Raw genomic sequence first — 13,149 nt, forward strand, 5'->3', positions numbered from 1 at the left:
AGTGATATCGCTGAAGCGGGGGCGTCAACGAGTCCGGGTGATCGCGCTGGCCGTGGCCGCGGTGGCCGCAGTCGGTCTGCTGGAGACGGCGCGCGCCGTGCCGCCCGCGGCGGGTGCGGAAGCCGAACTGGACTGGACGTCGTGTCCCGCCGTCCACGGTGTCCCGGCGAACGTCCGTTGCGCTGCGGTCGAGGTCCCGCTCGATCACGCCGAACCGAACGGACCCACGATCGAGCTCCTCGTGAGTCGCATTCCCGCGCGGGCACCGTCGCAGCGGCGCGGTGTGCTGATGGGCAATCCGGGAGGTCCCGGCGGCGACGCGATCGCGATGTTCAGTCAGCTGCGTGTGCCGGACGAGGTACGCGACCAGTGGGATCTCGTTGCGGTGCAGCCCCGGGGCCTGGTGTCGGGCACGCCGCTCAAGTGTTCGCCGATCAGCGGGTCGGAACCCGAGATCTACACCGCCGCAGGCAAACTCAACCGTGATCGATGTGCGCGGCGCACGCCCCGCCTGGGGTCGACACTGACCACGGAGAACACCGCGCGTGACATCGAGGTGGTTCGCCGGAAGCTCGGCGAGACCAAGATCAGTCTGTACGGGATCTCCTACGGGACATTGCTCTTCGGGACCTACGCAACGTTGTTCCCCCAGCGTGTCGACCGGTTGGTCCTCGATTCCGGCTTCGACCCCAGTCTGGTGTGGAACGCTCTCCTCGACGCGCAGACCCCCGGATACAAGGCTCGCGTCCATGCCATGATGGCGTGGATCGCGGGTCACGACCACATCTACCGGCTGGGGACGACGCCGCTTGCCGTGTACCGGAAGTGGAGCGACCGGGTCAGTGCCGAGGCGGGTGTTCCGCCGTCACTGGTCGCGCCGCCGGCACAGGTCGGGGACGTTCCGCCGGGCCTCCGTGCCGTCGCCGACCAGTACATCGCCGGCACCGAGCTCACCGCGGATGCGCGTGCACGGTTCGAGAACTTCGCCGCGACACTGCTGACACCCGGTTCGGTACAGGCGAATTCGGGGCTGCTGATTCTGACGCAGGCGTTCGCGCCCGATCGGAACAGCTGGCCGGTCATCGCGATGATGACGGCCGGTACAACCCGGAAGCTCGCCGAGCCCTCACCCGCGGTGCTCGAAGCCGCGTCGATCTCACAGGACATGCAGGGTGCCGTCCTGTGCAACGAGAACCAGGCCCCGGCTGACCCTTCGTCGAGCCTCGCCGCGTTCATCACCGGCTACGTCACCGCAGATCCGTTCGAGGCGCCCGGCTTGATCTACCGGTCGGGGATGGCCTGTGCGGGAGCTGCTCCGCTCACCCGTCCGATCCCGATCCGGAATCGTGGACTCGCCGTCCGCCCCTTGCAGATCCAGAGTGTCGGAGACCCCCAGACGCCGTATCGCGGCAGCCTCGTCATGCGCCGGCAGATGGACAGCCACCTGATCACCGTGGGCGGCGGCGACCATGGGCAGTTGGGCCGTGCGAACCGGCCGCTCGACGCCGCGATCGCCGAGTACCTGCGGACCGGTCGGACAGACGTGACCCGGGTCCCGGAGGCGCCGATCACCGCGCCGTTGACGAAGCTCCCGGCGGGCCTGTTCACGGGTGTGAGGGTGCGGTGACGGCGTCCGACATCGTCGCCCCGGCGATCGGTGCGCGGGTCGCCGAACTCGCCGCCCAGCTCGACTCGGGGATCGTCGCGATCGACGGCCCGTCCGGGGCCGGGAAGTCGACGGTCGCGGATCTGCTGGTGGCGCAGCTACGTGAACGGGGCGCCGGGGTGACGCTGGTGCGCACCGACGACTTCGCTACCTGGGACGATCCGGTTGCCTGGTGGCCCGAGCTGGAAGCGGATGTGCTGCATTCCTTCGTCCGGCGACGGGACTACCGCTACCGTCCCCGAGTGTGGCGCGACGGCGTCGCGACGCCGGGACCTCAGGTGTGGATCGAGTGGCAGCCGCTGCTGATCATCGAAGGGGTGTCATCGGCGCGGCGCCGTATCGCCGACCGGTTGGCCCACGCACTGTGGCTCGACGGTGGAACCGAGGCGGAACGTCTGGAGCGGGCCGTCGCGCGGGACGGCGAGAAGTCACGGGTGCACCTGCAGCAATGGCAGGAGTTCGAACGCGGCTGGTTCACCGTCGACCGCACCCGCGAACGCTGTGTCGTGCTGGATTGAGCGACCGGCCGCCGCTCGCGGTTACTGTCGGATATGGGCACCCGACGGCGATTTCGTGATCTTGCGGAGCTCGACGCTCAGCTGATCGATTGTCGCGCATGCCCGCGGCTCGTCGAATGGCGCGAACAGGTGGCACGGGAGAAGCGGCGGGCGTTCGCCGATCAGGAGTACTGGGGACGGCCGGTCCCGGGCATCGGTCCGGCGGATGCGCGGTTGCTGATCGTGGGGCTGGCCCCGGCCGCCCATGGCGGCAATCGCACCGGCCGGATGTTCACCGGTGACCAATCCGGTGACTTCCTGTTCTCCGCCATGTATCTCGCCGGTCTGGTGAGCCAGCCGCATTCGGTGTCGATGGACGACGGACTGGAACTGTTCGACACCCGGATCACCGCGCCCGTGCACTGCGCTCCGCCGCAGAACAAGCCGACCGTCGAAGAACGGGACCGGTGCTCGCACTGGCTGCACGGTGAGCTCGAATTACTCGCTCCGACAGTACGTTCGGTGATCACACTGGGGGCCTTCGGTTGGCAGTCGACGCTGCGTACGTTCGGCGCACTCGGCTGGACGGTGCCGCGGCCGGCGCCGAAGTTCGGGCACGGGGCGTCGACGATCCTGACCCGCGACGATGCGACCCTCGAGGTGTTCGGGTGCTATCACGTGAGTCAGCACAACACCTTCACCGGACGGCTGACCGTCGAGATGCTCGTGGACGTGCTGAAAGCCGCAGCGACGTCGGCGGGAATCGAGCTGGGGGAGTGACGACTCCGGTTGGTTTCGACACGGCTCCTCGCTGCGCTTGTCGCCTGCTCAACCAGCGGGGTCTCCCGTCCTCGCTGCGCTTGTCGCCTGCTCAACCAGCGGGGTCTCCCGTCCTCGCTGCGCTCGTCGCCTGCTCAACCAGCGGATTCCTTTGCCGGCCGAGTAGGTTCGAGGGGCTACCCGAGGGCCGTATCGAGGTCAGGTGGCGCCTAGCGCCGACGCCCGGCGGCGAGGCGTTCCTTGCGCAGGCGGCTGACCTCCGGGAGGTCGAGCGGCGCAAGCGATTCGACGCCCATCGCGGTGGCGAGGAGGTGATCGGCGAGTTCCGGGTTCCGGGCCAGGGCCGGACCGTGCATGTAGGTGCCGATCACGCTGCCCTGCACGACGCCCTCGGTGCCGTCGCCGACGCCGTTGCCGATGCCGTGCTTGACCCGCCCGAGCGGTTTGGCGTCGGAGCCCAATGTGGTTCCGCCGCGGTGATTCTCGAAACCGGTGAGCGGTTCGGTGAGTGCCGCGAGGGCGGGTTCGATGACCAACTCGCCGATGCTGCGCTTCTCCTGCGGTGCAGTCGTCAGGTCGAACAGCGAGATGCCGTCGACGCGTTCACCTGCCGAGGTCTCGTACCAGTGGCCGAGTACCTGGATGGCCGCACAGATCGCGAGGACCGGGCGCCCCGCCGCAGCGGCCTGCTGCAGGCCGGGGTAGCGGGTCAGGTGGCGGGTGGCCAGTCGTTGGGCGTAATCCTCGGCGCCGCCGAGGGTGTAGACGTCGAGGGAGTCCGGGACCGGGTCGTCGAGCGTGATGTGCACGACCTCGGCGTCGATGCCGCGCATGAGAGCGCGGCGCTTGAGGACGAGGGCGTTGCCGCCGTCGCCGTAGGTACCCATGACGTCGGGCAGGACCAGCCCGATCCGCAGCGTCGACTCGCTCACTGTTCGGCCTTTCGTGCCCGTGCCGCGCGTTCCATGGCGATCCCGAGATCGCGGAACGCGGTGTAGTTGGCCAGCACCTCGACGCGTCCGGGTGGACACGAGGCGATCGCCGCCATCGGGTCGGGGATCGTGGTGTGCTCGGCACCTGCGTAGAGCAGGCGCACCGACAGGTCGGCGGCCCGCTCGCCGGCGGCGACCACCTGCATGGTTTCGAAGGCCTCGAATCGCACGTCCCACAGCCAGGAGAGGTCCTCGCCGTCGGGAACCTGTCCGTTGACCGCGATGACCAGTCCGTCGGCGTCCTGGTCGATCATCGACAGGGCCTCCTGCCAACCGGCCGGGTTCTTCGCGAGAAGCGTACGGACGGAGTGGTTGCCGATCTGGTGAACGCCGTAGCGGCCCGCGACCTCGCCGACCGTCCCGACCGCGGCGACGGCCTTGCCCGGGTCTGCGCCCATCGCGACGGCTGCCGCCACCGCCTGGGTCGCGTTACCGCGGTTGGCCCGGCCCGGGACGGCCAGGGTCAGCGGGGCCGAGAAGCCGTTGGGGCCGTAGATGTTCTCGTCGTCGAACCACCAGTCGGGAGTGGGCCGACGGAAGTTCTCGTCGCCGGTGGACTGCCAGCCGTCCGCGGACCGCACGATCGGCTCGCCGGTACGGGGACAGCTCACCGAGTCGCCGACCCAACTCGCGCCCGCAGCCACCCAGACCACGTGCGGAGCGTCGAAGGCGGCGGAGGTGACCAGCACGTCGTCGCAGTTCGCGACCACGGTGGTCGACGGGTGACGGGCGATGCCCTCGCGGAGCCTGCGCTCGATCATGTTGATCTCGCCGACCCGGTCGAGCTGATCCCGCGACAGGTTCAGCAGGACCAGCACCTCGGGATCGACCGCGTCGCTGACATGCGGCACGTGGAGTTCGTCGACCTCCAGCGCACACAGCGGCGCGGTGCGGCTGAGGGTGAGGGTCGCGATGATGCCGGCGTCCATGTTGGCGCCGTCGGCCTGTGTGGCGACCTCGCCGAGTTCGGCCATCGCCGCGGCGGTCATCCGGGTGGTCGTCGACTTGCCGTTGGTGCCGGTGACGATCGCGGAGCGTTTGCCGGCGGCGAGACGGCGCATGATGTCGGGATCGATCTTGGCGGCGACGAGGCCGCCGATCATCGAACCCTTGCCGCGGCCCGCGGTGCGCGAGGCCCAGCGAGCCGCTGCGGCCGCGGCCAACGCGACCGAGGTGCGGGCGGGCACACGGGTGCTTTTGCGAGATGCGGATCCGGCGGACGATGGGCGGTCGGGCATGGCCACGAGTGTTCCACAGCGTCGATCCCCGGGTTGCTCGTGCTGACCGCCGACCAGCAAGTAGGCTCGGCGACTGTGAGCCGTGACACCCATCTGAGCCTGTCCCTGCCCGCGCGAATCCAGCGGGGCGTGCTGATCGCCGCGGGAAAGATTCCCGACGCCGCGATGGCCGTCCTCGGCCGGCGGGCGCCGGTGAACTCCGACGGCGAACGCGTTGCGCCCGAACTCGCCGCGATCGGCTGGGCCAACCAGCACGTCCCCGGCCTCAACCCGTTCGCGGGCGAGGTCGCCCGGTCACGCTTCGCGACCGACGAGAGCGGCGCGTCGATGGCGGAGAACCTGCCGCCCATGGCGGTCGAGGAAGACCTGGTCATCGACGGTCCGGACGGTCCGATCCCGGCCACGCGGTACCGCTCGTCGACCGAGTCGGACGGGCTGATCGTCTACTACCACGGCGGTGGCTTCGTCACGGGCAGCCGCATCAGCCACGACACCTTCGTGCGCCGGCTCGCCCACGGCACCGGACTCGACGTCCTGTCGGTCGAGTACCGGCTCGCACCCGAGCACCCGTTCCCCGCCGGCGTCGACGACGCCGTCGCGGCGTGGCACTTCGCCGTCGACATCGCACCGAGGTGGGGTCTCGACCCCGAGCGGATCGTGGTCGCCGGTGACAGCGCGGGCGGCAACCTGGCGACCGTGGTCGCACGACTCGTCCGTGACGAGCCGATCACACCGGTCTTCCAGTTGCTCATCTACCCGGTCACCGACGCCACCGCGGACACCCCCTCGCGGCGTGAGTTCGCGACCGGTTTCTTCCTGACCGCGGACGGCATCGAGTGGTTCAACGACCGCTACGTGCCCGACGTCGCGCAGCGCAAGGACCCGCGTTGTTCGCCGCTGCTCGCCGACGACCTCAGCGGACTGCCGCCGGCTCACGTCGTCGTCGCCGGCTTCGACCCGTTGCGCGACGAAGGCCTTGCCTACGCCAAGCGGCTCGAGGAGGCGGGGGTCCCGGTCACGCTGCGTCGGGAGGGGTCGATGATCCACGGGTTCATCAACATGACGCTCATCAGCTCCGGTGCACGCGCGGCGGTGGACCGGATGTGTGCCGAGGTCCGGAGAGCCCTCGAGGAGGCAGCGTCGGCGGGCCAGGAGGAGATCGCCGGCTAGCGGTCGCGGGCGGCTGTCGCAGCGCACGTGAGGTCGTCGTCGGTTGACGGCACCGTGCTCGTGGTGTCCGCGCCAGGGTCGGTGATGCTCGTGGTAGCCGTGGCCGCTGCTGCAGCCTCGGCCGCAACCCGCCGGCGTCTGCGCGACTGCGGCCGGGCCATCACGCCGACCGCGCAGCCGGAGACGACGATCACGGCACCGACGATCTCGCCGACCGTCGGGACCTCGCCGAGGAAGACGAACGACGCGCTGATGCCCACCACAGGCACGAGCAGCGACATCGGCGACACCCGGCTGGCGTCGTTGCGGCTCAGGAGCACGGTCCACAGACCCGCACCGACGAGGGTCCCCAGTGCGGCCAGGTAGATGAGCCCGCCGAGCGCGCGCAGCCCGGTGTCCGTGCCGATTGTCATCAGCGCGTCGAAGCCCGCGGACGGCCCCTCGATGATCAGGCTCGCCAGATAGAGCGGCGGCGTCGCGACGACGGCCATCCACATGGTCATGCGGAACGAGTCGTCGGGCTGCGCCAACCGGCCGCCGATGTTGCCGATCGCCCAGCTGAGGCCGCCGAGGATGGTGAGTCCGATCGGGAGGAGTGCGGCCACCCCGATGTCGCTGCCGGTGGCACGGTCGAAGGCGATCAGACCCATGCCGCCGACGGCGACCAGCAGGCCCACCACCTGGGCGACCGTCATCCGCTCACGCAGGAACAGCACGCCGAGGATCACCGTGAAGGGCGCCGATGTCTGCAGGACGAGCGATGCGAGTCCGGCCGGCATGCCCAGGCTCATCGCCAGGAACAGGAACATGAACTGCACCGACCCGAACCCCGCCACGTAGACGAAGAACCACTTGAGCCGGACCTTCGGGAAGCGCACGAACAGGATGACCGGGATCGCCATGACGGCGAAGCGCAGCGCAGCCAGGAAGAACGGCGGGAAGTGTTCGAGACCGAGGTGGATCGCCACGAAGTTCAGTCCCCACAAGAACACGACACAGAGGGCGAGCAACCGGTCACGAGTCGACATGGTCACCATCGTCCGAGTCAGTGCCATGAAGAACAATCGAATTTAAACGGAAGGATTGTTCAGATCTACTGAACAATCCTTCCTCGGTGCGCGTCAGCGTGTCACTGCTGCGCGGCGGCGACCTGCGCCCGCACGTCGTCCATGTCGAGTGCCTCGACCGCGCCGATGAGCTCCTCGAGCTGTGCGGCGGGGAGTGCTCCCGGCTGGTTGAAGACGAGGATGCCGTCGCGGAAGGCCATCAGTGTCGGAATCGACTGGATGCCAAGGCTTCCGGCGAGCTGCTGCTCCGCCTCGGTGTCGATCTTGCCGAAGAAGATGTCGGAGTGGGCCTCCGAGGCCTTCTCGAAGACGGGTCCGAACATGCGGCACGGGCCACACCAGCTCGCCCAGAAGTCGAGCAGCACGATGCCATCGGCCTCGATGGTGGGTTGGAAGGTTTCCAGGGTCACGTCTTGTGTTGCCATGACCCGCACAACGGATACGGGGGTGGAGACATTCCTTGCCGGGGCCCTTCGAGGCTCGTCGCTGCGCTCCTCGCACCTCAGGGGGCTGGGCGGGCTCGCCGCTGCGCTCCACGCAACTCGGTACCTTTGGCGCATGGAGGTCCGTCGGCTGCGATTGTTGCGTGAGTTCGCCGATCGTGAGTCGATCGGCGCGGTCGCCGACGCGATGCACACGACACCGTCGGCGGTGTCGCAGCAGCTGAAGGTGCTCGCCGACGAGGCCGGCGTGCCGCTGTTCGAACCGGACGGCCGGCGCATCCGGCTGACCGAGGCGGGCCGCGCGCTGGTCCTGCGCGCCGACGAGGTGATCGCCGCGGTCGAGCGGGCCCAGGAGGAGATGGCGTCGTATCGGTCGGGCCGGGCGCGCGTGCGGCTCGCGATGTTCCCGTCGGGGTCGACGCTGTTGCTGCCGACCGTTCTCGATCGGGCCGCCGACGCCGGAATCGAGGTGCACGCCTTCCATCTCGACGTCGGGTACTCCGACGCCGCCCCTGCTCTCGCGGATTTCGACGTCGTCGTGACCCACCGGGACGAGCGGACACCCGCGGTCAACAAGTCGCGCGTGTGGGTCGCCGAGCTGATGCGCGAACCGGTCGACGTCATCGTCCCCGTCGACAGTCCGCTCGCCGATGCCGACGAGGTGGCGGTGTCCGAGCTCGCCGAACACGATTGGATCAGCGTCGAGGGCGGATTCCCGGTCGACGATGTGCTGCAGTCGATCTCGGCGGTGACCGGGGTCGCGCCCCGGGTCACCCAACGCATGCTGGACTTCACCACCATCGAGGCGCTCGTCGCCGGCGGTCACGGGATCGCACTGATGCCGCGGTTTGCCGTCCGTCATCCGGAGGTGAAACGTCTGGAACTCAAAGGGGTTCGGGCGGCCCGGGTGTACGAGGCGTTGGCGCGGCCACGGTCCCGATCGGCGGTCCAGCAGGTCGTCGAACACCTGACGGCTGCGGGCGCCGAACACGGTCATTGAACGAAAAAGGCCGGTGGGTCACGCATTCCGCGTGAGCCACCGGCCTTGTGGTTCGACTCCTGGATCAGACGCCCAGGCTCTTGCCGACGATGTCCTTCATGATCTCGGTGGTGCCACCGAAGATCGTCTGGATGCGGGCATCGGTGTAGGCGCGGGCCACACGGTACTCGTTCATGTAGCCGTAGCCGCCGTGCAGCTGGAGGCAACTGTCGATGACGCGCTTGGCGAGCTCGGTGCACCACCACTTGTTCTTGGAGGCGTCGATGGCGTCGAGTTCACCGTCGAGCACACCCTGCAGGCAGCGGTCGATGTAGACCTCGGCGATGTCGAGCTCGGTGGCCATCTCGGCGAGCGTGAAGCGGTTCGCCTGGAACGTGCCGATGGGACGGCCGAATGCCTTGCGGTCCCTGGTGTACTGCAGGGTCTCCTCGAAAATCGCGCGTGCACCGGCGATCGCGCCGATGCCGATCGACAGACGCTCGGACGGCAGGTTCTGCATGAGGTGGTAGAAGCCCATGCCCTCCTGGCCGAGCAGGTTCTCGACCGGGACGCGCACGTTGTTGAAGTGCAGCTCGGCCGTGTCCTGCGCCTTGAGGCCCATCTTGTCGAGCTTGCGACCGCGCTCGAAGCCCTCCATGCCACGCTCGACGACCAGCAGCGAGAACGCCTTGTGGCCGGCCGCGGGGTCCGGGTTGGTGCGGCACACGACCACGACGAGGTCGGAGTTGATGCCCGACGAAATGAAGGTCTTGTTGCCGTTGAGGACGTAGTGATCGCCCTCCAGCTTCGCCGAGGTCTTGATGCCGGCAAGGTCCGAACCGGCACCCGGCTCGGTCATCGCGACGGCGAGGATCGTCTCACCGGTGGCGATGCCCGGCATCCAACGCTTCTTCTGCTCGTCGTTGGCCAGATGGACGAAGTACGGTGCGACGACGTCGTTCTGGAGGCTCAGGCCGGGAGCCGCGCCGTCGAACTTGGCGAACTCCTCGACGACGACCGCGTTGAAGCGGAAGTCGTCCATCGCGCCGCCGCCGCCGTACTCCTCCGGGATGTTGAAGCCCAGGAGGCCTGCGTCGCCGGCCTTCTTGAAGATCTCACGGTCGACCTGACCGGCCTTGGTCCACTCCTCGTTGTACGGACCGCACTCGCGGATCAGGAAGTTGCGCGCGGTTTCCCGCAGGGCCTCGTGCTCGTCTTCGAAGATCTTGCGCTTCATGGATTTTCTCCCTTTCGTGGACCGTAACTCGTTGTGTCAGTCGTTGTTGTTCGTGTCCTGCGCACCCACGACCCGCAGGGCGATCGAGGCGTAGGACGCCGCGACCTCTGCGGGTGTGCGAGCACCGGACGGGCGGTACCAGGTGGTGACCGCTTGGCAGGCGCCGAACAGATAGCGCAGGACGTCTTTGACGTCCTGGTCGAATCGGAACTCGCCCGAGTCCAGGCCTGCCTGGATGACGTCGGCGAGCATGTTCTCGGTCTCGGTCCGCATCGCGATGTAGGGCTCGCGGCGCGGGTCCTCCGGGTCGAGATGGCGGAACTCGCTTGCGACACTGGCCAGCTCGAGATCGCTGGTCATGTGCAGAACGATGGACTCGATCGCGTTCGACAGCTTCTCGCTCGGCGTGCGCCCTTCCTCGATCGCTGCTCCGACCCAGGCGAGGACCGACGTCATCGCCGCTTCGAGCAACTCCACGAGGATGCCGAGCTTGTTGTCGTGGTGGTAGTAGAGCGTCGGCAGAGACACCCCGGCGCGCGACGCGATGTCGCGGATCGAGGTTCCGTGGAACCCGCGCTCGTAGAACGCGCGCTTCGCCGCGACGAGAGTCGTCGGCAGCGGCACCGGCTCGCGCCGCCGCCAGTCCAACCCCTCGGTGTCGACCGTGAACCGTTTTCCGGCAGCGGCTTTCGCTGAGTCAGACACGTTCGATGGTCGTGGCTTCGGGCATGGGTTTCCTCCGTGTGGTGTCGCGAACCGGTGCGGACCCAGCATGGCGCCCATCACTTTATCTAACGATCGTTATACAGGTGTAGCACGCATCCGTTCGGCGAATCAACAGGCTCGGAGAGATCCGGCATACGACGACGCCCCCGCCCCGTCGGAAACGGGGCGAGGGCGTCAGCGGATCAGCGGGTCAGATCGCGCCCTTGTTGGCGTCACCTGCGGGAACGGGGGAGAACGTCTTCACGTCCAGCGGGCCGGCCAGCAGCGGCCCGATCTTCTTACCGAGCTCGGTCAACGCCGGTGCGCCGCCGTGGGTGGCCAGCGCCTCGAAGGACTCCCAGCGCTCGATCATGACCAGGTCGGTCGAGTCGCCGGTGGCCTCGTGCAGTGCGTACTTGCCGCAACCGGGCTCGCCGTGCACCTCGGGAATGGCGGCCAGCACCGCGTCGCGGACAGCCTGCTCCTCGCCAGGCTTCGGCGAGATGGTGGCGACGACGATCACTTCGGACATGGGTGGGTACTCCTCGGGATGGGGACGGGATCGCTCGTGACGTTATGGGAGTGTGGTCGTTCGCGTGGCGAAATCGACGATGGTCGAACTCAGCGCCAACCGAGCGCGGGCGCCACGTGGGTGAGGATCGACTCGATGACGTGTGCGTTGTACTCGACCCCGAGCTGGTTGGGCACGGTCAGCAGCAGGGTGTCGGCCGCGGCGATCGCCTCGTCCTCGCGCAGCTGCTCGATGAGCTTGTCCGGCTCGTCGGCGTAACTGCGGCCGAACCGGGCCACGCTGTTGTCGATGACGCCGACCTGATCGGACTCGTCGCCACCGCGGCCGAAGTAGGCCCGGTCGCGGTCGTCGACGAGTGCGAAGATGCTGCGGCTCACCGAGACCCGCGGTTCGTGCGGGTGGCCGGCGTCGGCCCAGGCCTTGCGGAAGCGCTGGATCTGCTCGGCCTGCAACTGGTGGAACGGGACGCCGGTGTCCTCGGTCAGCAGCGTCGACGACATCAGGTTCATGCCCTGCTGCGCAGTCCATTCGGCGGTCGCGCGGGTGCCGGCACCCCACCAGATGCGGTCGCGGAGACCGGGCGACTGCGGCTCGATGGGCAACAGTCCGGGCGGGTTCGGGAACATGGGTCGCGGGTTGGGGCGGGCGAAGCCGCCGCCCTCGATGACGCGGAGGAACACCTCGGTGTGCTGGCGGGCCATGTCGGCGTCGGTGGAACCCTCCGACGGAACGTAGCCGAAGTATTTGTAGCCCTCGATGACCTGCTCGGGGGATCCACGGCTGATACCGAGCTGCAGACGCCCGCCGGCGATGAGGTCGGCTGCGCCGGCGTCCTCGGCCATGTACAGCGGGTTCTCATAGCGCATGTCGATGACACCGGTGCCGATCTCGATGCGGCTGGTCTTGGCGCCGATCGCCGACAGTAGCGGGAACGGCGACGCCAGCTGGCGCGCGAAGTGATGCACCCGGAAGTACGCGCCGTCGGCGCCCAGTTCCTCGGCCGCCACGGCGAGGTCGATCGACTGCAGCAATGTGTCGGCGGCCGTGCGGACCTGCGATCCGGGCGACTCCGACCAGTGACCGAACGACAGGAAACCGATCTTCTTCATGATCGGTAAATGAAACCACGGTCCGGATTGTTCCCACCCCGAGGGCGAGGAGTACCGGTACGGCAGGTCAGTCGCGGACGTCCACCGGCGTCTGGGTTCGTACGTCCGTCGTCACGACCTGGCCCTCACGCCGGTTCCGGGCCGCATCTGCCAGGGACGTGATAAACTGCTCGGCCGCCCACCGGAGGGCCTCACGGTCCTCGGGGAGTGTGGTCTGTTCGTATCCGGTGAGGACGAAGTTGGCCCAGCTCGAGTAGCGATGGGCGGCGACCCGGTCGTCGAGGAGCTCCATGGCGATGTCGAAGACCACGTCGTATCGGGAACGATCGGCGGCCTCCTGCACCTTGCCGACGTCCGGATCCATCGCCGCCCAGGTGCGGATCGCGGCTTCTGCGTCGTGAGGGAGCGACGCCGCGAACTCGATGAGGTCGACCATCCGGCGTAGTGGGTCGGGTTCGGCCCGGGCGGCCGCGACCTCCACCTGGGTGCGTGATGCGAGCCAGTGTTCGATGAGCTGGTTGGTGTAGTCCGACCAGTTCTTGAAGAAGTGATAAAACGAGCCGCTCGTCACCCGGAGCCGGTTGCACACCTCGGACAGCTTCAATGCGCTGTATCCGGAATCGGCGAGGACGGCGAGGCCGGTCTCCAGATACAGCTCTCGGGTTGTCGTGGCTCCCATGCGGCAACGGTATCCAAGAACCCCGCGGGAGGTATGGCGGCGTTGTGCCGTGTTT

The 13,149-nt window shown here is 68.1% G+C and carries 14 protein-coding genes; 5 read left to right on the forward strand and 9 right to left on the reverse strand.

What is annotated here, in order from left to right; all coding sequences use genetic code 11:
- Positions 1-37: 37 nt before the first annotated feature.
- The 3 genes from M1L58_RS11315 to M1L58_RS11325 are packed head-to-tail and all read left to right on the forward strand — an operon-like array spanning position 38 to position 2,943.
- Positions 38-1,627 (forward strand): alpha/beta fold hydrolase, encoded by a 1,590-nt coding sequence (locus M1L58_RS11315; protein ID WP_248659006.1) that lies wholly within the window; start codon positions 38-40, stop codon positions 1,625-1,627.
- Positions 1,624-2,184 carry a uridine kinase family protein gene (locus M1L58_RS11320; protein ID WP_248658968.1) on the forward strand — a complete coding sequence of 187 codons (561 nt, stop codon included), beginning with the start codon at positions 1,624-1,626 and terminating at the stop codon, positions 2,182-2,184. Before M1L58_RS11315 ends, M1L58_RS11320 begins: the two co-directional genes overlap by 4 nt.
- Before the next feature lie 33 nt (positions 2,185-2,217).
- Positions 2,218-2,943 carry a uracil-DNA glycosylase gene (locus M1L58_RS11325; protein ID WP_154881990.1) on the forward strand — a complete coding sequence of 242 codons (726 nt, stop codon included), beginning with the start codon at positions 2,218-2,220 and terminating at the stop codon, positions 2,941-2,943.
- Positions 2,944-3,152: 209 nt separating this feature from the next.
- Here M1L58_RS11325 and M1L58_RS11330 read toward each other — a convergent pair whose 3' ends face one another.
- Together M1L58_RS11330 and M1L58_RS11335 are read right to left on the reverse strand one after the other, a co-directional pair.
- A complete protein-coding gene (locus tag M1L58_RS11330; protein ID WP_248658969.1) occupies positions 3,153-3,875 on the reverse strand; it encodes a type 1 glutamine amidotransferase in 723 nt (240 codons plus the stop codon).
- A complete protein-coding gene (locus M1L58_RS11335) occupies positions 3,872-5,173 on the reverse strand; it encodes a MurT ligase domain-containing protein (protein ID WP_248658970.1) in 1,302 nt (433 codons plus the stop codon). The genes M1L58_RS11330 and M1L58_RS11335 overlap by 4 nt, the downstream gene beginning before the upstream one ends.
- Positions 5,174-5,248: 75 nt before the next feature.
- Here M1L58_RS11335 and M1L58_RS11340 point away from each other — a divergent pair, with 75 nt between their 5' ends.
- Positions 5,249-6,343: an alpha/beta hydrolase gene (locus M1L58_RS11340; protein WP_248658971.1), complete on the forward strand. Its 1,095-nt coding sequence runs from the start codon at positions 5,249-5,251 to the stop codon at positions 6,341-6,343.
- Here M1L58_RS11340 and M1L58_RS11345 read toward each other — a convergent pair.
- Both M1L58_RS11345 and trxA read right to left on the reverse strand, forming a co-directional pair.
- On the reverse strand, positions 6,340-7,371 hold the full coding sequence (locus M1L58_RS11345; protein WP_006866550.1) for an EamA family transporter: 1,032 nt from the start codon (positions 7,369-7,371) through the stop codon (positions 6,340-6,342). The genes M1L58_RS11340 and M1L58_RS11345 overlap by 4 nt on opposite strands.
- A 101-nt stretch (positions 7,372-7,472) precedes the next feature.
- Positions 7,473-7,835 (reverse strand): thioredoxin, encoded by a 363-nt coding sequence (gene trxA / locus M1L58_RS11350; RefSeq protein WP_040535916.1) that lies wholly within the window; start codon positions 7,833-7,835, stop codon positions 7,473-7,475.
- Positions 7,836-7,968: 133 nt separating this feature from the next.
- Here trxA and M1L58_RS11355 point away from each other — a divergent pair, with 133 nt between their 5' ends.
- Complete coding sequence (locus M1L58_RS11355; protein WP_248658972.1) at positions 7,969-8,853, forward strand: LysR family transcriptional regulator; 885 nt, start codon at positions 7,969-7,971, stop codon at positions 8,851-8,853.
- Between the two features lie 64 nt (positions 8,854-8,917).
- Here M1L58_RS11355 and M1L58_RS11360 read toward each other — a convergent pair whose 3' ends face one another.
- The 5 genes from M1L58_RS11360 to M1L58_RS11380 form a co-directional block, all read right to left on the reverse strand.
- Positions 8,918-10,069: an acyl-CoA dehydrogenase family protein gene (locus tag M1L58_RS11360; protein WP_154881997.1), complete on the reverse strand. Its 1,152-nt coding sequence runs from the start codon at positions 10,067-10,069 to the stop codon at positions 8,918-8,920.
- Between the two features lie 36 nt (positions 10,070-10,105).
- Complete coding sequence (locus M1L58_RS11365; protein WP_006866554.1) at positions 10,106-10,774, reverse strand: TetR/AcrR family transcriptional regulator; 669 nt, start codon at positions 10,772-10,774, stop codon at positions 10,106-10,108.
- Positions 10,775-10,985: 211 nt separating this feature from the next.
- Positions 10,986-11,306 carry a putative quinol monooxygenase gene (locus M1L58_RS11370; RefSeq protein WP_248658973.1) on the reverse strand — a complete coding sequence of 107 codons (321 nt, stop codon included), beginning with the start codon at positions 11,304-11,306 and terminating at the stop codon, positions 10,986-10,988.
- A gap of 89 nt (positions 11,307-11,395) precedes the next feature.
- Entirely contained in the window at positions 11,396-12,415 is a 1,020-nt protein-coding gene (locus tag M1L58_RS11375; protein ID WP_006866556.1) for an LLM class flavin-dependent oxidoreductase, read from the reverse strand.
- 67 nt (positions 12,416-12,482) lie between these two features.
- Entirely contained in the window at positions 12,483-13,094 is a 612-nt protein-coding gene (locus tag M1L58_RS11380) for a TetR/AcrR family transcriptional regulator (protein WP_248658974.1), read from the reverse strand.
- Positions 13,095-13,149 lie beyond the last annotated feature (55 nt).

The organism is Gordonia sp. C13, assembly GCF_023218005.1.
Lineage (GTDB): Bacteria > Actinomycetota > Actinomycetes > Mycobacteriales > Mycobacteriaceae > Gordonia > Gordonia namibiensis.